The organism is Klebsiella sp. WP4-W18-ESBL-05 (assembly GCF_014169075.1).
GTDB classification, from domain to species: Bacteria; Pseudomonadota; Gammaproteobacteria; order Enterobacterales; family Enterobacteriaceae; genus Kluyvera; species Kluyvera ascorbata_B.
Genome location: NZ_AP022057.1, coordinates 1,342,157 through 1,361,395, shown reverse-complemented (window position 1 = coordinate 1,361,395; position 19,239 = coordinate 1,342,157). Strand labels below are relative to the sequence as shown.

General features: G+C 54.0%; 21 protein-coding genes and 2 pseudogenes. 4 read left to right on the top strand and 19 right to left on the bottom strand.

Annotation, left to right across the window (positions count from 1 at the left end):
- Nucleotides 1–11: 11 nt before the first annotated feature.
- On the bottom strand, nucleotides 12–1,226 hold the full coding sequence (fes, locus tag H7R58_RS06540) for an enterochelin esterase (protein ID WP_182929307.1): 1,215 nt from the start codon (nucleotides 1,224–1,226) through the stop codon (nucleotides 12–14).
- Between the two features lie 195 nt (nucleotides 1,227–1,421).
- Here fes and H7R58_RS06535 point away from each other — a divergent pair, with 195 nt between their 5' ends.
- From H7R58_RS06535 to H7R58_RS06525, 3 genes are all read left to right on the top strand, one after another.
- Nucleotides 1,422–3,650, top strand: coding sequence for a TonB-dependent siderophore receptor (locus tag H7R58_RS06535; protein WP_106924735.1), 2,229 nt, complete (start codon nucleotides 1,422–1,424; stop codon nucleotides 3,648–3,650).
- A 47-nt stretch (nucleotides 3,651–3,697) separates the two neighbouring features.
- Nucleotides 3,698–4,321 (top strand): enterobactin synthase subunit EntD, encoded by a 624-nt coding sequence (gene entD / locus H7R58_RS06530; RefSeq protein WP_106924736.1) that lies wholly within the window; start codon nucleotides 3,698–3,700, stop codon nucleotides 4,319–4,321.
- 192 nt (nucleotides 4,322–4,513) lie between these two features.
- On the top strand, nucleotides 4,514–6,076 hold the full coding sequence (locus H7R58_RS06525) for an AbgT family transporter (protein ID WP_182929308.1): 1,563 nt from the start codon (nucleotides 4,514–4,516) through the stop codon (nucleotides 6,074–6,076).
- Between the two features lie 133 nt (nucleotides 6,077–6,209).
- On the opposite strand, the pseudogene H7R58_RS06520 reads toward H7R58_RS06525, so the two are convergent.
- Nucleotides 6,210–6,323: pseudogene (locus H7R58_RS06520) on the bottom strand (helix-turn-helix domain-containing protein); the annotation flags it as partial.
- Nucleotide 6,324: 1 nt separating this feature from the next.
- Between H7R58_RS06520 and H7R58_RS06515 the strand changes: the two are divergent.
- Nucleotides 6,325–6,488, top strand: a pseudogene (locus tag H7R58_RS06515) (tail fiber assembly protein); the annotation flags it as partial.
- Here H7R58_RS06515 and H7R58_RS06510 read toward each other — a convergent pair.
- The 17 genes from H7R58_RS06510 to H7R58_RS06430 form a co-directional block, all read right to left on the bottom strand.
- Nucleotides 6,472–7,068: a tail fiber assembly protein gene (locus H7R58_RS06510; protein WP_182929309.1), complete on the bottom strand. Its 597-nt coding sequence runs from the start codon at nucleotides 7,066–7,068 to the stop codon at nucleotides 6,472–6,474. The pseudogene H7R58_RS06515 and the gene H7R58_RS06510 overlap by 17 nt on opposite strands.
- Nucleotides 7,068–7,841: an integrase gene (locus H7R58_RS06505; protein ID WP_227674113.1), complete on the bottom strand. Its 774-nt coding sequence runs from the start codon at nucleotides 7,839–7,841 to the stop codon at nucleotides 7,068–7,070. The genes H7R58_RS06510 and H7R58_RS06505 overlap by 1 nt, the downstream gene beginning before the upstream one ends.
- An 11-nt stretch (nucleotides 7,842–7,852) precedes the next feature.
- Nucleotides 7,853–8,431 (bottom strand): YmfQ family protein, encoded by a 579-nt coding sequence (locus H7R58_RS06500; protein WP_182929310.1) that lies wholly within the window; start codon nucleotides 8,429–8,431, stop codon nucleotides 7,853–7,855.
- Complete coding sequence (locus H7R58_RS06495; protein WP_182929311.1) at nucleotides 8,416–9,492, bottom strand: baseplate J/gp47 family protein; 1,077 nt, start codon at nucleotides 9,490–9,492, stop codon at nucleotides 8,416–8,418. Before H7R58_RS06495 ends, H7R58_RS06500 begins: the two co-directional genes overlap by 16 nt.
- The gene (locus H7R58_RS06490) at nucleotides 9,482–9,934 is read right to left on the bottom strand and encodes a phage GP46 family protein (RefSeq protein WP_182929312.1); all 453 of its coding nucleotides are present in this window, start codon (nucleotides 9,932–9,934) and stop codon (nucleotides 9,482–9,484) included. Before H7R58_RS06490 ends, H7R58_RS06495 begins: the two co-directional genes overlap by 11 nt.
- On the bottom strand, nucleotides 9,931–10,473 hold the full coding sequence (locus tag H7R58_RS06485; protein WP_182929313.1) for a phage baseplate assembly protein V: 543 nt from the start codon (nucleotides 10,471–10,473) through the stop codon (nucleotides 9,931–9,933). Before H7R58_RS06485 ends, H7R58_RS06490 begins: the two co-directional genes overlap by 4 nt.
- Nucleotides 10,464–11,567, bottom strand: coding sequence for a phage baseplate assembly protein (locus tag H7R58_RS06480; RefSeq protein WP_182929314.1), 1,104 nt, complete (start codon nucleotides 11,565–11,567; stop codon nucleotides 10,464–10,466). The genes H7R58_RS06485 and H7R58_RS06480 overlap by 10 nt, the downstream gene beginning before the upstream one ends.
- Nucleotides 11,567–12,835, bottom strand: coding sequence for a DNA circularization protein (locus H7R58_RS06475; RefSeq protein WP_182929315.1), 1,269 nt, complete (start codon nucleotides 12,833–12,835; stop codon nucleotides 11,567–11,569). Before H7R58_RS06475 ends, H7R58_RS06480 begins: the two co-directional genes overlap by 1 nt.
- Complete coding sequence (locus tag H7R58_RS06470; protein WP_182929316.1) at nucleotides 12,835–14,595, bottom strand: phage tail tape measure protein; 1,761 nt, start codon at nucleotides 14,593–14,595, stop codon at nucleotides 12,835–12,837. Before H7R58_RS06470 ends, H7R58_RS06475 begins: the two co-directional genes overlap by 1 nt.
- Nucleotides 14,596–14,693: 98 nt before the next feature.
- Nucleotides 14,694–15,077, bottom strand: a complete 384-nt coding sequence (locus tag H7R58_RS06465; RefSeq protein WP_182929317.1) for a phage tail assembly protein — start codon at nucleotides 15,075–15,077, stop codon at nucleotides 14,694–14,696.
- Between the two features lie 3 nt (nucleotides 15,078–15,080).
- The gene (locus H7R58_RS06460) at nucleotides 15,081–15,431 is read right to left on the bottom strand and encodes a phage tail tube protein (protein ID WP_182929318.1); all 351 of its coding nucleotides are present in this window, start codon (nucleotides 15,429–15,431) and stop codon (nucleotides 15,081–15,083) included.
- Between the two features lie 9 nt (nucleotides 15,432–15,440).
- Nucleotides 15,441–16,919: a phage tail sheath subtilisin-like domain-containing protein gene (locus tag H7R58_RS06455; RefSeq protein WP_182929319.1), complete on the bottom strand. Its 1,479-nt coding sequence runs from the start codon at nucleotides 16,917–16,919 to the stop codon at nucleotides 15,441–15,443.
- Between the two features lie 2 nt (nucleotides 16,920–16,921).
- Nucleotides 16,922–17,122: a DUF2635 domain-containing protein gene (locus tag H7R58_RS06450; RefSeq protein ID WP_182929320.1), complete on the bottom strand. Its 201-nt coding sequence runs from the start codon at nucleotides 17,120–17,122 to the stop codon at nucleotides 16,922–16,924.
- Nucleotides 17,123–17,127: 5 nt separating this feature from the next.
- Nucleotides 17,128–17,748: a hypothetical protein gene (locus H7R58_RS06445; RefSeq protein ID WP_182929321.1), complete on the bottom strand. Its 621-nt coding sequence runs from the start codon at nucleotides 17,746–17,748 to the stop codon at nucleotides 17,128–17,130.
- On the bottom strand, nucleotides 17,745–18,287 hold the full coding sequence (locus H7R58_RS06440) for a phage virion morphogenesis protein (RefSeq protein ID WP_182929322.1): 543 nt from the start codon (nucleotides 18,285–18,287) through the stop codon (nucleotides 17,745–17,747). The genes H7R58_RS06445 and H7R58_RS06440 overlap by 4 nt, the downstream gene beginning before the upstream one ends.
- A complete protein-coding gene (locus H7R58_RS06435; protein ID WP_182929323.1) occupies nucleotides 18,287–18,727 on the bottom strand; it encodes a gp436 family protein in 441 nt (146 codons plus the stop codon). Before H7R58_RS06435 ends, H7R58_RS06440 begins: the two co-directional genes overlap by 1 nt.
- A complete protein-coding gene (locus tag H7R58_RS06430) occupies nucleotides 18,728–19,237 on the bottom strand; it encodes a hypothetical protein (protein ID WP_163446200.1) in 510 nt (169 codons plus the stop codon). It abuts the gene before it with no gap.
- Between the last annotated feature and the right edge of the window lie 2 nt (nucleotides 19,238–19,239).

Below are 19,239 nucleotides of genomic sequence, written 5' to 3'. Positions count from 1 at the left end.
AACTCCTGTCGTTAATCGCGCTTTGTCGTCTCGCTGCCCCAGAGGGTCATTAGCCCGGAGGTTAATCCGCCGCGCCAGCAAAGCGCATCATGTCCGCCGTCAACCTGACGCCAGAAAATCGGCTGCTGTGTGAGCTGTAGTTGTGCTAAAAGCGCCTGATTGGCGCGAAAAATAATCGGTTCGCGCAGGCCTGCCTCGAGCACGATGCGCAGCCCTCTGGGCTGGAGTTCACCGCGCTGAAGCTGTTCGAGGAGGATACCGGTTTGCCGCCCGCCGCGGTGTGGCCACCAGTAGGAACCGGACTGACTCAACACGCAGCCAAAACGCGCAGGCCAGTGCAGCCCGGCGTACAGCGCGGAGAGTCCGCCAAAACTTTGCCCGGCAACAACGGTGCGATCGGCACGATCGCTGAACGGTGCGATCGTCCGTACCTGGGCAAGCAGCTCATGCTGTACCGCCAGCCAGAAGTCGGGATTGCACGGCAGTTCGACGCTGCGGTGGGCGTTATCAATCACGTCAATCAGCACATACACCGCCGCAGGCAGTTTGCCTTCGCGAGTGAGCGCTGTCAGCGCAGGCCATACCGGCATGCTTTCGGCCCAGAACTGACCGTCGAGCAGCACCGCCAGCGGGCGTTCGCCGTCCTGCGCATCGCCGGTGGTGAAGACCCATACCCGGCGCTGATTGCCCAGCCGTTCGCTGTGCCAGGTCAGGCATTGTGGCGCATTCCAGCGCGCGGCAGGGGCAGACCAGCCGGGCTGTTCCGGAGCCTGTGGCATCTCCAGCGCTGACACCGCATGGCCGCGCCCGCCCTTCCAGCTCTGCGGATTCAGCGGATCGGCGATCGCCCGCGGCAGCAGCTTACGCCAGCCCTCACGCAGCTGCAGGCGGTCTGGCTCAGCGGCGGTGAATATATCCGGGGAAAAGTCATCCTCGCGCGCGGACGGTGCGAAGCAGTAGCTACCGCGCCAGGTCGGCGGCAGCGTCGTCGTCCAGCACCACGCATCGGTATGAGCAATACGTCGCAGGGTTTGCGGGGCCGAGTTGTGGTGGTGATCGGTGACGCCGGTAATGTAAATCCACACCCGCCGAATCGGCGAGGAGGCTTCACTTCCCGCGGGGTCACGCCACCAGAAGGTGACCTGATAATTGTCATTAACGCGTTCATATTGCGGGCCTTTTATCGTCGCCCACCAGGCGTCACTTCCTGTCGCTAACTTCTCCACCGCGTTAACCCCATGTTTATTGTGGAATTTATTGTTACATATGAAAATTTATTGATAATATTATTGATAACTATTTGCATTTGCAATAGCGTATTGGCGCGCAACTTTCACGTGCTTTACGCATACAACCATGCCGCGTCTCCCCCTTTGGGATGGATCAGTACGAGACATCGGCGACGAAAAGCAGGATTAAAAATGAATAATAAAATCAAATCCCTGGCCTTCCTGGTCAATTTGGGGATCTACGGTATGGCCGCTCCGGCCTTCGCTGCCTCGACGGACAGCACCAGCAAAACCGACGCCGACGGCGAAACCATGGTCGTTACCGCCGCCGAGCAGAATCTACAGGCGCCGGGCGTGTCGACCATCACCGCCGATGAGATTCGCAAACGTCCGCCAGCACGCGACGTCTCCGAAATCATCCGTACCATGCCGGGCGTTAACCTGACCGGTAACTCCACCAGCGGCCAGCGCGGCAACAACCGTCAGATCGACATTCGCGGCATGGGCCCGGAAAACACCCTGATCCTGGTTGATGGCAAACCGGTCACCAGCCGCAACTCAGTCCGTCTGGGCTGGCGCGGCGAACGTGATACCCGTGGCGATACCAGCTGGGTGCCGCCGGAAATGATCGAACGTATCGATGTGATTCGTGGCCCTGCGGCCGCGCGTTACGGTAACGGTGCGGCGGGCGGCGTCGTCAATATCATCACCAAAAAACCGGAAAATGAATGGCACGGCACGTGGAACGCCTACATGAACGCCCCGGAGCACAAAGACGAAGGCGCGACCAAGCGCACCGACTTTAGTCTGACCGGCCCACTGGGCGACGCGTTCAGCTTCCGTCTGTACGGCAACCTCGATAAAACGCAGGCCGATGCCTGGGATATTAACCAGGGCCACCAGTCCGAGCGTACCGGCATTTATCAGGATACCCTGCCAGCCGGACGTGAAGGCGTTGAAAACAAAAATATTAACGGCGTTGTGCGCTGGGACTTTGCCCCGATGCAGTCGCTGGAGTTTGAAGCCGGCTACAGCCGTCAGGGCAACCTCTACGCGGGCGATACCCAGAACACCAACACCAACGACCTGGTGAAAGAGAACTACGGTAAAGAGACTAACCGCCTGTACCGTAACACCTACGCGATTACCTGGAACGGCGGCTGGGACAACGGCATTACCACCAGCAACTGGGCGCAGTACGAACATACCCGTAACTCCCGCAAGGGCGAAGGCCTGGCCGGCGGTACGGAAGGGATCTTCAGCAGTAACCAGTTCTCCGATATCGATCTGTCGGACGTCATGCTGCACAGTGAAATCAACATTCCGTTTGATTTCCTGGTAAATCAGAACCTGACGCTGGGTAGCGAATGGAACCAGCAGCGGATGAAGGATAAGGCCTCCAACACCCAGACCTTCCTGGGCGGGGATATCCCGGGCTACAGCAGCACCGATCGCAGCCCGTACTCCCAGGCAGAAATTTTCTCCCTGTTTGCCGAAAACAACATGGAGCTGACCGACACCACCATGCTGACCCCGGCGCTGCGTTTCGACCATCACAGCATCGTTGGCGACAACTGGAGCCCATCATTAAACCTGTCTCAGGGCCTGTGGGATGATTTCACGCTGAAAATGGGTATCGCCCGCGCCTACAAAGCACCAAGCCTGTATCAGACCAACCCGAACTACATTCTGTACAGTAAAGGTCAGGGCTGCTACGCCAGTAAATCCGGCTGTTACCTGCAGGGTAATGACGACCTGAAGGCCGAGACCAGCATCAACAAAGAGATCGGACTGGAGTTCAAACGCAACGGTTGGTTAGCCGGTGCAACCTGGTTCCGTAACGACTACCGCAACAAGATTGAAGCCGGTTATTCTCCGGTTTATACCAACGGGAAAGGCACCGATCTCTACAAATGGGAAAACGTGCCTAAAGCGGTGGTAGAGGGTCTGGAAGGTACGTTAAACGTTCCTGTTAGCGAGACGGTGAACTGGACCAACAACATCACCTATATGCTGCAAAGTAAAAATAAAACCACCGGCGATCGCCTGTCGATCATTCCGGAGTACACGCTGAACTCAACGCTGAGCTGGCAAATTCAGCAGGATCTTTCCGTCCAGTCGACCTTCACCTGGTACGGTAAGCAGCAGCCGAAGAAGTATAACTACAAAGGTCAGGCGGTGACCGGCAGCGAAACCAATGAAGTTAGCCCGTACAGCATCGTTGGCCTGAGCGCGACCTGGGATGTGAATAAAAACGTCAGCCTGACCGGCGGCGTGGATAACGTCTTCGACAAGCGTCACTGGCGTGCCGGTAACGCCCAGACCACCGGCGGCACCACGGGCTACATGTACGGTGCCGGTGCGGAAACCTATAACGAATCCGGCCGCACCTGGTTCATGGGCATTAACACCCGCTTCTAATCGGTCTCACCCCTCTCCCGCTCGGGAGAGGGGTCTTCAGGAGCCTCATGCTTACCCGCCACAGTACTTTCCACGCCATACACCGTATCGACTTTGAACCCGACAGCTTTACTGCCGCCGATTTGCTGTGGCTGCCGCACCACGCTCAGCTTGCCAACAGCGGTAAAAAACGCCAGACCGAACACCTTGCCGGACGCATTGCCGCCGTTCATGCGCTGCGCGCGTTCGCAGAGAAATCGGTGCCGGGCATAGGTCATCAGCGCCAGCCGGTGTGGCCCGCTGGGCTGCATGGCAGCATCAGCCACTGCGGTCATACGGCGGTGGCGATCGTCGCGCGTGCGCCGGTCGGCATTGATATTGAAACCCTATTTTCACCCGCTCTTGCCGATGCGCTGGCAAACGACATTGCCCGTGAAGATGAACTTGCCGTGCTGCGCGGCGGCGAACTCCCCTTCCCGCTGGCGCTGACGCTGGCGTTCTCGGCAAAAGAGAGCCTCTACAAAGCGCTTTCGGCTCGTCACCCGACGCTGCTGCATTTTCACGATGCCGTCGTCAAAGGCCTGAGCGCCAGCACTATCACCCTCTCGCTTCCCGCCCTTGCGCAGAGTGCCTCACTGCGCTGGTACGCCGTTTCCCCTCAGCACATCATCACGTGTTTCTCTCAGAAATAAATATGACCAGCAATCGTAAATAACGAACGAACAACCAGATATATCCGCAATAATTAGATATAAATTCAATAAATGCGTAACAAGTCAGTTTTTCACGCTATAAAAACATAGTTTCCTCGCGCAATTACCCCTATCATTTTCTGGAAACATTCACACAAACAATGAAACAATTGTGCGGAATAAGGAAATCGAATGAATACGCAAACACGGACTCAGAATGAGGCGGGTGAAAGTCGGCTGATGACAGGCTTTCTTAACGCCATCGAAAAAGCGGGCAACCGTCTGCCGGAACCGGCGCTGATCTTTTTCTACTTTTTACTGGCGGTCATGGGCTTATCGGCCGTGCTGTCGATGATGACGTTTGACGTTATCAACCCAATGACCCAGGAAGCCGTTAAGGTTAACAACCTGCTTTCGGCCGAAGCGCTAACCAATACGCTGGCCAATATGGTCACGACCTTCACCGGCTTCGCGCCGCTGGGGATCGTACTGGTCGCGATGCTGGGCGTGGGCGTGGCGGAAAGCTCCGGCTTTATCAACGTGGCGCTGAAAAAAATGCTGCGCGTGACGCCGAAGAAACTGCTGACGCCAATGCTGATTTTCGTCGCGATGTTCAGCCACGTTGCCGCCGATGCGGGCTACGTGCTGGTTATTCCATTAGGCGCAATTATCTTTATGTCCGCCGGCCGTCACCCGCTGGTCGGGATTGCCGCCGCGTTCTCCGGCGTTTCCGGCGGTTTTGCCGCCAACATGGTGCCAACCGGCAATGACGCATTGCTACAAGGCTTCACCCAGGCGGCAGCCCAGCTGCTCGACAGCAGCTACACCGTCAATACCCTGTGTAACCTGATCTTCGGTATCGCCTCGTCTATCGTCATTACCCTGGTGGGCTGGTGGGTTACCGAGCGCATCGTGGAACCGCGCGTCAGCAAAATGACCATCGACGGCGACTTTAAGCATGACGAAGATATGTCTAACGTCACGCCGCAGGAAAGCCGCGCCTTCAACCGCGCATCGCTGGTGATGCTGCTGGGTCTTGTTGCGCTGGCGGCAGCGGCCTGGCCGGAAGGTTCGATGCTGCGCGGCAGCGACGGCTCGCTGACCTCATACAGCGCGCCAATCATGAAGTCTATCGTGCCGCTGATTTTCCTGATCTTCATTCTGCCGGGCATTGTGTACGGTTTTGCTTCCCACACCTTTAAAACCGGCAAAGACGTGATTGGCGCGATGAATGACTCGATGAGCAAAATGGGCTCATACATGGTGATGGCCTTCTTCTGCGCCATGTTCATCAAAGCGTTCAGCGATTCCAACATCGGTACGCTGGTCGCGCTGATGGGCGCGGACGGCCTGAAAGCGCTGGAGCTGCCGGGCCAGGCAACGATCATCGGCATGATTGTGCTGACCGCCGTCGTTAACCTGCTGATTGGCTCCGCCTCGGCAAAATGGGCGCTGCTGTCGCCGATTATGGTCCCCATGCTGATGGCGGTAGGCATTTCGCCGGAGCTGACCCAGGCGGCATTCCGCATCGGCGACTCCTGCACCAACATCATTACGCCGCTGATGGTCTTCTTCCCGCTGATCGTTATCTACTGCCAGCGCTACGTGAAAGGCGCGGGTGTCGGTACGCTGGTGTCGATGATGATGCCTTACTCCATCGCCTTCTTCGTGGCATGGAGCATCCTGCTGCTGGTGTGGTGGGGTCTGGGACTGCCGCTGGGTATCGCTGCGCCGTATACCTGGAGCCCGAGTTAAGCATCCGGTTCAACGCAGCCCCCTCTCCCCGATGGGGAGAGGGAACCGATCGTCGCCCGGTGTAGCGCGGCGCATAAATTGCGAAACTTTGTCACACAACTTTGGATCGCTTTGCGCGATCCAACTTTAAATGTCAATTTGTGATACCTGCTGGAAATTTCTTGTAGAGCGTCGAGATACTGACGTCAAAAATAATCGCAACACGCTGTCTAGTTTCACCAGCCGCGATTAATCTCCCCATCTGAGCCAAAGCCGATGCCGAAATAACCTGGCGTCAGGATGCTGTTGATGCAGAGATTTCAACTGAAGATGAAGCCGTAGCGCTTGTTGAATGGAAAAAATACCGGGGGCTTTTGATGCGCGTTGATACATCAAAAGCCTCAATATCGAATGGCCTACTCTACCGGTTTGACGGGCCAGGTAATGGCGGGAGCGCTGGATGTGTCCACCGCTTCCAGCGCATCGAGATAATCCAGCCACAAATTATATTGCTCTTTCTCTGACTCTTTCAGGCGCCCCATAGCCGCTTTGCCGGGCCACTGCTTGCTGTTGATATATGAATTGGCCCGGTCAATTCTGGCCTGTTTTTCAGCGTCAGCCGCGGTAACATCGGCAGCATGTTTCGCGTCAGTATCAGTCACCCAGTCCACGCCGTTCCATACGTCATATTGTGTCGCCGGTGCTATCTCTGTGAATCCCTCTTTGATGTCCCCGATGTAGCCAACTACTGTGGCGCGGCCGTCAGCCGTTGAGTAGACGGTTTCTCCGCGATGGTCTGGTTGTGGTATCCATGCCGTGCCGTTGAATACGGACACAAGTCCCGCTCTCTCGCTCCCCGGATCAATATCTGTCGAATTTCCAGGCAAGCTCACGCCTATATTAATATGTTCATCAGACCAGCCTTTATACTCTCCAGTGATTGCGTCGTAATAAAAGCAGCGAATATCACCAGCGGCGGACGCCAGGCCGTTTTCATCAAAAACTGGTTTCATTATTTAGCCCTCACGAGGAAGTTAAACGAGATGTTGCGCGGGCGAAAACTCTGTAAGTCTGAACCAGATGATGACGATGAAAACCCAGGGATTGAACCCACAGACCAGCCAGTGTCCCACTCTTTAGAATCTGAGTTTGTAACTGAGAGCAGGCCAACGCTTGGCGTTGTGCCATTCTGCCCGACGTGCTCGTGAAGCTTGCTGCTTTGCTGTGCGCTCAGTAATGTACGTCCAATGTCTACACCACGCCCGTCATCCCAAACACGAATAAACTCACCGCGCGTTTCCTGCAATTTAAGGCCTGGAATGACCAAAGCCAATTTAGGATATTCAGTCGCTGAAAACGTCGCCCCGTTCCACTTCAAAAACACCATATCAGACCATTCATCCATGACGGTGTTCGGCATTGCAGCAGACGGCCAGAAGAACGGAATTCCGATTGCGGGTGCTCCAGCTCCCAAACGAAGGTTTGATAGAGCGAGAGCAACAGCAGCGGCACCATCAGCTTTAATATCTGCAAATGGGTTGCTGCGGGTCAGGAACAACTTTTTCATTGCGACAACGAGTTGGCCATGATTCGCTTTGTTGGGGTCTATGCCTGCTTCATTAAGCACATTTAGAAGCTCAGTCTGGACGATATTGAACCAGTCAGGTCCTGGCCATGTTGGCGGAACACCATTTCCACCCTCAGTGAAAAACGTTGGTGTGGAACTAACAACCGGCTTCACGGCCGGCATAACCGGAACGGCTGAATTATTATCAACAAAATACATCGTTGAACTCCTTACGAATAAATATATTCATAGCCCGTACCGCCGAGCCGATATTTAGAAAGAACGCATTCAAGAGCACTAGCTCTCTCGGATAACAGTGGGGTCATAACATTATCTATGCAGGTAAATCGCCCACCTTTAATCTCCTGGACATCAATTTGCAGTAACCAGCGATAACGAGCTGGATAAAGCGGATACAAACAGCTACGCAAGCAATGGTGAGGGAGAATAACGCGCACAGACACGGTAAAGCCCAGAGCCGCAGCAACAGCTTCAATTTGCCAGGGGGCTAACCCACCATTACGGTGGTACTTCTCAACAACTGCCGCCCGCCGTTCCTCAATGGTCCCGCTAGCAAGCCCGCACTCTGGAAGCTCAAGGTATTGCTCCCATTCTTCAAGCAACTGGAATGTCGTTTCGGGTCTCATCTCAGCAAGCAACATATCGCCATTGGCTTCTGCACGACTTAAACGACGTGCTAACGCCCGTAGAACACGGGTTAAATCGGCATTCTGATCACGCGGCCACGCCTTTCCTCTCGGCATTACCTGCTGCAGGGCATAGAGCCAGTCATCTATGCTGTGAGCCATGTAATCTCCCCGATGGTAATGAGTTCTTCTGTTGTGGCTGTAATATCAGCAGTCAGCGAAAGCACATAATCGGTTACCCCAGCGGCAGATCCAATCGCCGTTCGGACAGACGAGAGCTGAAGCTTTTGGCCCGGTGAAAGTGTTTTTTGCAGAGCTGTGAGGCTGGCCTGAACGGTGGCGCGTGTTACATCATTGTCCGGTGTAAGTTTGATGGACATCGGCACCGGCTTTAACCCCAGAACAACGGGCCAGACTTCAATCCCGCCAGGCTTACCAACATAGTTACCCGTGGCGGGATCAGAATGACGGAATATGTAGGCTTCCATATTTTCGCGATCGGTTTCGGTTGGCGTTATAACTGCGCGGCCATCATAAACCCATGCAAGACCAACGGTTGACGGCCCATGCCACGCATCAAAACACCAGGCGCGGCTAACACCTGCCAGCTCTCGTGCCCAAAGAACATAGTCATGTACTGCACCACCAACGGGCGGATTCCGTTTGCGATAAAGAAGGCGATCAAGTAGTTCACTAATCGGTTCAATATCAGCACCGCCTGTAATGCCGGCGTTAGAAACAAGGCCATTACTGTCAGTGCCAGCAATCGGTGACAGCAGAGTAAGAACTTCACCCGCCGGCAAGTTTCCACTAACACCAACCTGGTCAGACTGGATGAGTACGGAGACGCTCCCATCAGTAGGCTCTGAGGAGCTGAGCACACGATAAACAATGCCATTTGACGCCTGCATTTCAGTATCAGCAGGAAGAGCGGCAGAGCTGGTAAACGCAGCAGGGCCGGTGGCAAATGTCGCTTGTTTGCGGATCACACCTTCTGACGACGCTGTATCGATGATGGTCTGGTCATCTGACTTTGGGGACGGAATTATCTGGTCAGCAATCCAGCTCTGATGATCATAAAGGTCACGTACCTGACTACTGACCGAAATATTAATGGCATTCTCAACACCAACAGGAGGTAATGAGGGAATATTGAGTTCAATCTCAATATCTTTTTTCCCGTCAGCAATAATTTTGCGTAATGCCGGTACGTTAAATGGCATTTGCGGTTGCCTCCCAGCGTCGGCTTAATTGGATATTGAGCACTGATTTATCAGGCCGGGTTAAGATCACAATAAAATTGATACGGTCAGATGCCGCGATGGTTGCTGTAACACTCGCGGTCCGGGCATATCCTGAACGCAGTAACGGTTGCATAGATAAACGGGCATAATCTTCAACCCGAAGCCGAACAGGCTCTGTTAACTTCTCACGTTCCAGAAGCCAGAGTTTTGAACCCCACGGGGTATCGCTGAATGTATCGCCAGGCCAGCCGCGAGGGTCACCTGAGCCGTCAGGTATTTCATCATCGGCATCAGCGCGAGCATCGGTGAATAAGCAGATAAGGACTAAAGTAACAAGCCCGTCGTCAAGCGACAGGCCGTCATGCTGAACGGTGATATCACCGCGAGATAAGAGGTTTTGCCAGTTCAGTCCAATCGTCATAAGGGTGCAGTTGTATCAGCATTGTCGCTATCCTTATGAATATGTTTGAGGAAGGATTTACCATTAATAGTAATATCCTCGGTGAATTCAGCAGGACCGACGAATTTAAGTTGAGCACTATTAATCTCAAATAATTCGTCGGCGGTATAATTTACCCTTTTCCCTCTTACGTCTATGATTCCGCCAGCTTTCAGAATAATCATCGACTGGCCGTCCTGATGATAAAGGCATACATCACCTTCCTCCAGTCCTTTCGGGCGACAGCGTTTATCTTCAACCGCGATAGCGACCAGACTTTCACGCCGCCCACCAACGGCCAGAATAATGGCCTCACTGCCGGCAGGAGGGACAGAGGTAAATCCGTACTGCTGAAAACGTTCAACATCATCGTTGGTAGCATCTGCCAATGACTGAACCTGCAGATTCTGACGCCCCAGGCTGTCAGTCACAATCCGGACAACAGCGCGGTCAACAATAAGACGAAGGCGGCGGGCAAGCTGATTCACCGTGCGGCCAAAATTTGCCGGATTTAATCCCATGTTGCAGTCACCTTTGCTTTACTGCCTTTTTTACCTTTGCCTTTAGCCTTCGTCTCCGGGAGATCGAGAGATTCAGGAGGCACCAATGCCAGTACTGAAATACGGCCACCATCACCTTCAGAGAGGGTCACTGTCTTAATTAACCAGGTGGTATCGAGGTTCTGAACCGGATCGCGAATATCAGTGAGGACATTCGTCTGCCATAGCGGGCCGGTATCGCCATTCTCACGCCAGCCCGCCACGGTAATCTCTGTGGTGTTCGCTTCCCCCATCATTCGGGCCTTGTACCAGTCGCCGCGCGTACTGGCACCGCCGACTGTCAGGCTATCTTCATTGACCAGAATTTTCGGGCGGTAGCGGTTGATCTCCGAATCATCAATACTGATCTGACGACCACCGATGACCTTTGCTGGCTGGTCATCCCATGTACTGCCCCCAGCGCTGGAGCTACCTTTGACGATGTACTGGCTGGCACGTTCGCGCCAGCTGAAGCGGCCGCGAGCTGCGAGAATGTTTTCACCCAGGACCAAGGCAACAGAGGCGCGACGCTTTGAGGCTCGGGTAATAACGAGGTTTCCGCTGGCATTCGATGTAAGCAACACACCTCGCTGTTTTGCCAGTCTGTCGAGCAGATCAAAGCCCGTCTCACCCTGCTCAAGTACCACGCTAGGAAACGAATCACCGGTGTCGGTTTCGTTGATGACGCTGATGCCGTAAGGCTGAGCAATCTCCCGCGCCAGTTGCTCAAGACGAACACCTTTCCATTGCCCCGATTTATGGACGACGGAGCTATCAACCAGGTCTCCAGTCTTGTCACGCCCCATGACCCGGATTGAGACGTTCTCAGCATCATAGCTGGGGATAAAGTCATCAATATACCCCGTCAGGACGGTATCGCTGCCAATGGCAACCGTACAAGCCAGACCTTCTTTGATAGTGCGCGGAGCTGCCTCTGACCACTGTGTGGTGATCGTGAGATCAAATTCACCGGCAATAGCATCCAGTGACCGGGTGATGGACATTTCCGTCCAGCCATCCCACTGCTGCCCCTGTACGGCTAACACCACAGTTTCCGGGGTGTGCTGATTATCCATTACTCAATAACCTCAATCGTGGTGGATGGCAGAATAAAAGACGGATCGCGCAATCTGTTGCGCGAAATAATGGCTTCCCGGTTTTCTGTATCACCTGTTTCACGCCATGCCAGTAGCGCCGCCGTCGTTGTCACTGTGGTGTTGAGTGTTCGGATGTCGGGCAACTGAGCTCCACGAACTCGAACGTCGTTCACCACGGCAAAGCGCAAATCACGTAATGTTCGCCACAGCTCACGCTGACCATTTTCAACAGCGGTGACCGCGAGCTCAGCAAGCTGCTGCGCGAGCTTATCACCCGTCTGAGTGGCCTCATCAGAGGTTGAAAACTCCATTGTGGCCACAGCTTCAGCCTGGGCAACGACGGAGGTAATAATGACCATCTGGCGAAAGTCGCTGATGTTGGTCTGCATGGCTGTCGATGGGGTGATCGTTGTTGTTGGTACGCTGCCGGCACTCCCCATCACACCATTCGCTGGCGAACTGACGGTGACAGGCATATTCGCGGGCAGGCTCTTTGTCGCTGAACTGGCCGCGCGTTCGCCAGCCCATTGACTGCGGAGCTGGTCATAGACGCGAAGAGACCAGGGCGGCTCACTGACGATATCGCGAACGCTGCTGGTAAGACTGGAGAACTGCCGTACCAGCTCACCGGGTTTTGCAATGATAATGCCGGCAAGGTCTTTAAAGCGGCCAGCGCGGTCCACCCAGTCAGTCAGGGCCGAAGGGATCGTGGGCAGATTCATCACCAGCCCCTGCAGGTCATCCAGCAGCGTGTCGGTCATGTCGCCAAGACCATCAAGCGCGGCAAAATAATCACCATTGGCCAGCGCCTCAGTGACGGAATCAGCAGCACTTAATGCAGTCTGGCTGGTATCCTCTTTCGGAGCGGGGAAAAGACGCTCACCGGCCTCAAATACTTCAAAATTGACATAAGCGACGCCGCCTTCTTCGGTGCTCAGTTTGTGGGAAACCTTGCCCACCTGAACCTTCTGGATACCAAACCACGGGTGCACCAGTTCGCCTGGACCTGCAGTATTAAGGGCAGTTAAAAGGGTTTCTAACTGCTTTTGATAGTCCTTCCCAATCAGCTTACCGTTGATTTGCTGCTGGGTCAGAACAGCACCATTATCTTCAGTCCAGCCGACTTCTTTTTTAGGGTATGCTCGCGGAATTGCACGACGCCCGCTCGTACCGTCGTTATCAACTAAATAGAAAGGCACATTCCGGAATGATGCATCATGCAGCGTTTCCCATTCGCCAGTTGCCATCAGTTCTGCTCCACATTAGACACGCCAGACTGAGCGCTGAGAGTAATGCCGGGCTGGTCCATCTTAACACTTTTGACACGAGCATCACCCTCAACGACCACACGAATCTCCCCCTTCAGGGATGGAGGAACGGAAGGATAAGAGGATGCCTGCGGCTGAAGGCTGGCCCACGGTTGCGGGTTTGCGACTTGAGGTTCATTTGCAGTACTGATGAACCAATCTTTAATATCGCTCCACATGGTACTACGGTTATTATTTTCTTTAACCTTCTGAAGTAAATCGCTCTTCTGCTCCTCAGTCTCCGGAAATGGCATAATTGAGGTGAGTTCACTGGCGGTTGAAAGCGCTGTAGTTATCAATCCTGAATGAATCGACGTCGGTTTTTTATCTGGACCATCTGGTAAATCGGGGCCGCTGTCATTACCCATCCCCCCTTTACCCATATTTACTACATAAACAGGCATCACACCGGAGCCAAAAACATCAGCGACACCTTTAGGTATACCTTTCCCTGTGCCAACGCCAAGGATATCCATCGCTCCTTTACCCAGCTTAAACGCTTTACGGGCTGCAATTACTCCACCAACTGTAATCATTAGGTTCTTACCAATCTGCAGCCAATTATCAACAGTCTTGTGGTCCACTGAGTTCAGTGCATCAGCCAGCTCCTGGATGGGCTTTGCAAGCTCAGACTCCGCGAATCTCTGCCATTCGTTATTTAATGACTGCATGGCTGAGTTGAAACCTTCAGCGTTTGTCTGAGCGGCTTTCTGGGTTGACCCAATTTCGACCGTGCCATAAATCAGCTCTTCCATTAGCTTGATATTTTCAGGTTTTAATAGAGAGTTAATACCCTGCATCCCTGTCTGGTCAAACACGTCCTGAAGCTTAATTGGATCGTTTTTAGCTCGCTTAAGTATTTCCTTCATTAATTCAAAGGGGAGTTTTAATTCTTTCGTACCTTTTTTAAAAACATCAATACCGTTTAATTTCAGGAATTCTATATTCTTTTTATTCGACAATGCTGCATACATCGCCTGAATACTGGTTACAGTTTCTTCAGCACTACCTTTATTCTTTGCAAAAACCTGAGCAAATGCGCCCATCTGCGCAATGGCCGTTGGCCCCTGATCCTGAATAATTGAGAAAAGCTTAGGCGCAACTTTAGCAATATCAGCAACACTTACAGAGCCAACAGCAAACTGAGCATACAATTTATCCAGCATCTGGCTGACATCATCAGCTCCACGTACCCCTTTTTCCCAGAACTGTGCCAGTAAACCAGCAGCGGTCTGACCATCTACCCCAAACGCCTGCATAAGAACGCCCATGTTACGCAGATTCTTTTCAGCAAATTCATAGTCACCAGTCTTTCCCAGTAACTCCCCCACACCCTGGCCAAGTGCAGAGGCGTCGATACGAATATCTTTCTGATTCGAGACCTCCCGGATTTGTTCATGCAGAGCACTGACTTGTTCCTGAGTCAGCTGCGCGTCGGTTCCCATACGGCGCATCTGAGCATCAAAGTCAGCAATGCCACGCACAGTTACTCCTGTGGCAAATCCGGCAATCATTCCGGTATACCGGTTTCCCAAAGCATCAAGCCCACGTCCAGCAGCTGCCGTGGTGGCCTTCACGACAGACATTACCCGCTCGTTACGGCGGGCGAACTCGGACATGTTCGCCCCGTACTGGCGAGCCTTGGCGGTCAGGTTGCCAGCAAGGTTAATCAGGATTTCAGTTGTGAGGCGGCTTGCCATGTTGCTTCCTCAGTTGGTCTGTCAGACGCAGCAGCTGCCGCAAGGGCAACTGCTGGAGGTAGTTAATATCAAAACGCTGAGACAGGTTGACGATGAGATTACTGAGCGCCGTCGCCAGCGGCATCAGTTCGCCCCCGATTACTGGTCTCCGCTAGCAGGTCATCCATCGCTCCCGCTTTTTCCGTCAACAACTCAAGGTCTTCCGGATGGAAGGAATACAGCTGCTTGACAGATAGCGGACCGGGGATGCTACCCACACGCAGGATCTGCCGGCGAAGCATCTCCAGCCCCATCAGCACTTCAGAGCAGTAGGCTACTGCTTTTCCGTTCTCGCCGATAACCACGCGTTCAGCCGCCAACTGAGACTTAATCACATCTTCAGATGTCAGTTCACGGAGGGTGACGCTGGTGTGACAGGCCTCGTCCTCAGTACCTTTTCCACTAACAAAGCCATGCTTCAATGTGATATCCATCTGCGCCATGATTTACACCTTCACCAGTTTTTCGCCGATGAAGTTCGCGCTGATGGTGCCGGCATCTTCATCCAGTGTCGCGGGGTTATCCGTTGCGGAGCCGGTCATCATATAGCTCTGCCCGTTGTCGCCTTCAAACATCACTGTGGCGTTCTCCCAGTTGCTGATTTCGATGACGTCCATATCTTCCGCAGCAGCTATTGTCATCTGAATGGAAGGACCGGCCATCTTGCGCGAAAGGCCCCAGACTTTACCGCCGCCCATATGCTGCGTGCGGGCAAATCCACCAGGATTCAGCGTGGATTTACCTTCGGTTTTGATTTCGCGGCCATTAACGCGAATCGATGCCATACCCAGAATCATATTTCCCCCTTATTGTTTGAACTGAATGAGACCGGCCAGCACGCGCAGCTGATTCACCAGATTCGGGTGTGCGATGAAGTTCAGGCGGTTTGGATCGTTGCTGTCGATATCAACATCGAGCGTCTCTTTATAGTCGTCGAAGTCTTCCACCAGACCTGCCGGCACCAGCTCGGTCAGTGCGATATCCAGCAGCTCGGCTCGGGCAATTTTTGGTGTCATGACTGGCTGGCCAGGGTCAAGCAGGTCAAGAACGTCATCGCCAGCCAGCTTGTGGCGAGGGTAGCGGGTGGAAAAACGATTTTTGATGATGTAGCGGATGCGCCCCAGCGTGGCCGGTGACTGAACATCGAGATAAGACGTGTCCGGATCACCATACTGGTTCACGCGGTACATCGTGATTTCGCGCTCGATACAGACGTTACCGCCGGCATCCACAAAATGCGTGGCCATGCCATCATGCAGCAGCAGATTGCGCTCCGGCATATCCCAGCGAACCTCTTTAGACGGCGCAAGAATGCCTGGCATAACCAGCGTCTGCAGCGGGCGGGCCGGGTCAATAGCCAGATAATAAGAGGCAATGCCGCCGTAAGAAGCTGCCCAAATCCAGTGCGGCTGCGGCGCAATATTGGTGGACATGTTCGAAATCAGCCAGTCATTGCGGGCGTCACCATACGTGCCGGTTTCAGCGTGAGTGCCGCGATAGCCGGACCAGAGCTGGGCTTCAATCATTTTCAGCGGTCCCCAGCGTTCAACCAGTTCATCGCGAATGGTATTGAGGCTCTGGGTATCGTTAAACGCAAAGATGATATCGGTGTACCAGTCATCGCCCAGGGCCGCGACGACAGCGGTAATATCAGGCGTACCCGTGCCTCCCGAAAATGCGGTAGTGGTGACACTGATACCGGGTGGCAGCTGCTCACCGGTGTAATAGTTCAGGCGCATGTCCATCGCATTACCACTGACGCCTTTCCAGTTCGCCACCAGTTCGACGGTATCCGTTTTATCGGCTGCGAGAACTGCAGTGACCATCGTTGACGGCAGACTGTTAACAGCCTCAATAATTGCGGTGGCCACCGTATCTTTGGTATCGCTACTGCCGACGCCAACCTGTACGGAAACGCCGTTGAGCATCAATGCGAGCGTACCTGCTGCGGTAGCTGTTCCCGTCACTGTCAGCGTTGCTTTCGCCGCTCCACCGCTGGTAAGGTCAGCAAGGCCCATTGCCCAGGTTTCTGTGTATTTATTGGCTTTGCGATAAATTTTGAGCATCTCAGCCAACATCGAGCCTTTGCCATAAAGCTGTTCGGCCATGCCGTCACTGGTGATGCGATTCTGGGTAAGCGCCGCCGCTGTACCGGCGTCCATCTGGTGGCCAATAACAATCACCTTGCGGGACTGTGCCGGCGCACTGCTTAGCGCCTGTGAATTGTCGATCTCGATGTATACCAGCGGAACGCGGATATCATCTGGAATTGAACCAAGTGCCATCGTTATTTCTCCCCGGCTTTATGTTTCTGGTCTTCAGCCGTTACCGGCTCTTTGGGTACATCGGAGATCGTCACATCGCCCTCCGCCTGCCGGCGATACCACCAGGCTTTCATCGGCAGTCGTTCACCTTCTGGTTTCAGATGGGTACCATCGGGTTTCCGGACCATCAGTCCCTCACGGGACGGTTTAATCAGCTTTATCATGGGTTCTATTCTCTTACGTTAATCACGCCTTTAAGCTCGGTTTCACCGCCATTTACGGCGAGCGTCGCCCCCAGTCGCAGGAAATCAGGCAATGCGGCAATGTCGATCTCTTCGTCCAGCCGGAATGCCTGTTCCCACGTCACGGCCCACATCGTCAGTCCGAGTTCATTGAGACCACCCGAGTAGATGTTGTCAGCACTGATAGCGTCGGCGGCACGCTCAGCCTTCATGCCGGCAGCAGCACCACGTGCAGCGATGCGGCGAGCCAGTTTGCCCACCAGGACTTCGCAGCGGATGTCCCGTGTGTATGCCCAGGAATCCGTCGCCATGACATAAGCAGCCCAAGTAACATCACCAACCATTCCGCCCGCTAGCTGGCGGATATTACGGATGCGCAGTGCGGCAATGCGGATACAGCCATCCCGATCGGACAAATAGGTTTTGACCTCTGCAGGCGTGTTGAACTGCCCGATATGACGTTCAATGACTTTCACCTGGTCCGGGTTACTCCCCATAAGCCCCTTACCGGGTTCATCCGGAGACGGGGATTGCTTAAGCCAGGCAACAATATTTTCAGCAGCAGCAATCGTGCTGCCGGTGGTCAGTAGTGTGGGTCTTTGACTCATGGAAGAACTCCCTGCCAGAAGTCGCCAATGACATGCATCAGCTCTTCTGAGTTTTCAGATGACAGTCCGAGGTATTCACGCTGTGGCATATTCATCAGGCGCTGATGAGCACCGACGGTCTGCCAGACCCCATGCTTCAGAGCGCGACCAAAAGCCTGGGTAATGAGCCGCTTGTGGGAACTAACGGACACATTGCCGGCAAAACCATCCTGATGGACAGCCGCGTAAGCGAGTGGCGAACCGACACGAACGCGCCCCCGTTCTACGATATGCTGGATGCTATCCATCAGACCGCCGTCCCCCTGCAGCAGGCTCTGATTGCCGTGGCGGGTCTTACTGTATGCATCCGACCAGCCCTGCCACTTCTCCCCGGCAGGACTGGTTTTTTCATCACTGATGCGGCGGCGAGTCTGAGATTCAACAACGGCCCCGATACTTTCCAGCAGCTCTTCCTGCAGCGAACTGTCGGCCAGTTTCTCGATGGCCAGCCTGATCTGCGCCAGCTTCTCAGCGCCCATGACCTCGACAGATATCGACATCACAGCACCCCACGCAGCTTATTACGCGTGAACAGCCGCTGGTTATCAGAAGTGATAATGATTTTGCCGTTGTCCGTTTCAGGTGGCGTGGTATCCGTCGGCAGACCGAGATCACGCGTACCGCTGGCCATCTCTTTCAGCGTCAGAATGGCGCTGTCATAACGCTTCTGAATAAGGTCTGTTATCTGGTTGTCTCGTTCAGATAACCAGTAAAGGGCAATGGACGTTGCTACCCGATGCAGCGGGCGCGGGACGACGGAGATATTCAGCGGCAGCTGATAGCGACGTGACAGAAACGAATTGATTTCGGCATCTGCATCTTCAATCGCGGTTTCAATCTTCGCCTCGTCGAGCTGCTCAGTAGACTTGTCGATGGCCATGTTCCAGACCAGCGCACCATCCGTCGCCAGCAGATCGTCACGGGTAACGTAAATGCCCATTTAAACCTCCGATTTCCTGACGAGAACCTTCACCAGGAGGTTAGGCTCAGCTTTTAATCGCGCAGCGGTTTCATGGCTGACGAAGCAATCAACAACAACTTCACCATCCAGCGCATTAATTTCTGCGTCCCCATCGGGGTCATCAGTGGCAAATACATGACGTGATTCACGTGGCCAGAAAATGCCACAGCGCCAGAAGCCACGGTCCGGGATTGAACGAACCAATAGCACTTCAACATCATCAGTTGCTGGAACAATACCCATGCCAGGTGAAGCACTGGCGACGTCAGAAACAGTGCCGCCATCATGTTCTGCACTGACCAGCAATGGGGCGGTATTTACAGCGATAGCCCGCGAACCCACCGCACCGTAGTACCCTGGTAATGTCGCTGGCAATTCAGCTCCCGCCGCGTTAAGTGCATCAGCCTGTGCCACTTTCTGCGCTGAAACCTTGCCAGCGCGACCTTTAGCGTTTTGCTTACCCGTTGTTTTCTCTTTCGTTCCACTCACTG

Bases quoted from the DNA above. Each gene is read 5' to 3' on its own strand.
- H7R58_RS06535 (WP_106924735.1), top strand. From the start codon at position 1,422: ATGAATAATAAAATCAAATCCCTGGCCTTCCTGGTCAATTTGGGGATC.
- entD (WP_106924736.1), top strand. From the start codon at position 3,698: ATGCTTACCCGCCACAGTACTTTCCACGCCATACACCGTATCGACTTT.
- H7R58_RS06525 (WP_182929308.1), top strand. From the start codon at position 4,514: ATGAATACGCAAACACGGACTCAGAATGAGGCGGGTGAAAGTCGGCTG.
- H7R58_RS06510 (WP_182929309.1), bottom strand. From the start codon at position 7,068: ATGAAACCAGTTTTTGATGAAAACGGCCTGGCGTCCGCCGCTGGTGAT.
- H7R58_RS06505 (WP_227674113.1), bottom strand. From the start codon at position 7,841: ATGTATTTTGTTGATAATAATTCAGCCGTTCCGGTTATGCCGGCCGTG.
- H7R58_RS06500 (WP_182929310.1), bottom strand. From the start codon at position 8,431: ATGGCTCACAGCATAGATGACTGGCTCTATGCCCTGCAGCAGGTAATG.
- H7R58_RS06495 (WP_182929311.1), bottom strand. From the start codon at position 9,492: ATGCCATTTAACGTACCGGCATTACGCAAAATTATTGCTGACGGGAAA.
- H7R58_RS06490 (WP_182929312.1), bottom strand. From the start codon at position 9,934: ATGACGATTGGACTGAACTGGCAAAACCTCTTATCTCGCGGTGATATC.
- H7R58_RS06485 (WP_182929313.1), bottom strand. From the start codon at position 10,473: ATGGGATTAAATCCGGCAAATTTTGGCCGCACGGTGAATCAGCTTGCC.
- H7R58_RS06480 (WP_182929314.1), bottom strand. From the start codon at position 11,567: ATGGATAATCAGCACACCCCGGAAACTGTGGTGTTAGCCGTACAGGGG.
- H7R58_RS06475 (WP_182929315.1), bottom strand. From the start codon at position 12,835: ATGGCAACTGGCGAATGGGAAACGCTGCATGATGCATCATTCCGGAAT.
- H7R58_RS06470 (WP_182929316.1), bottom strand. From the start codon at position 14,595: ATGGCAAGCCGCCTCACAACTGAAATCCTGATTAACCTTGCTGGCAAC.
- H7R58_RS06465 (WP_182929317.1), bottom strand. From the start codon at position 15,077: ATGGCGCAGATGGATATCACATTGAAGCATGGCTTTGTTAGTGGAAAA.
- H7R58_RS06460 (WP_182929318.1), bottom strand. From the start codon at position 15,431: ATGATTCTGGGTATGGCATCGATTCGCGTTAATGGCCGCGAAATCAAA.
- H7R58_RS06455 (WP_182929319.1), bottom strand. From the start codon at position 16,919: ATGGCACTTGGTTCAATTCCAGATGATATCCGCGTTCCGCTGGTATAC.
- H7R58_RS06450 (WP_182929320.1), bottom strand. From the start codon at position 17,122: ATGATAAAGCTGATTAAACCGTCCCGTGAGGGACTGATGGTCCGGAAA.
- H7R58_RS06445 (WP_182929321.1), bottom strand. From the start codon at position 17,748: ATGAGTCAAAGACCCACACTACTGACCACCGGCAGCACGATTGCTGCT.
- H7R58_RS06440 (WP_182929322.1), bottom strand. From the start codon at position 18,287: ATGTCGATATCTGTCGAGGTCATGGGCGCTGAGAAGCTGGCGCAGATC.
- H7R58_RS06435 (WP_182929323.1), bottom strand. From the start codon at position 18,727: ATGGGCATTTACGTTACCCGTGACGATCTGCTGGCGACGGATGGTGCG.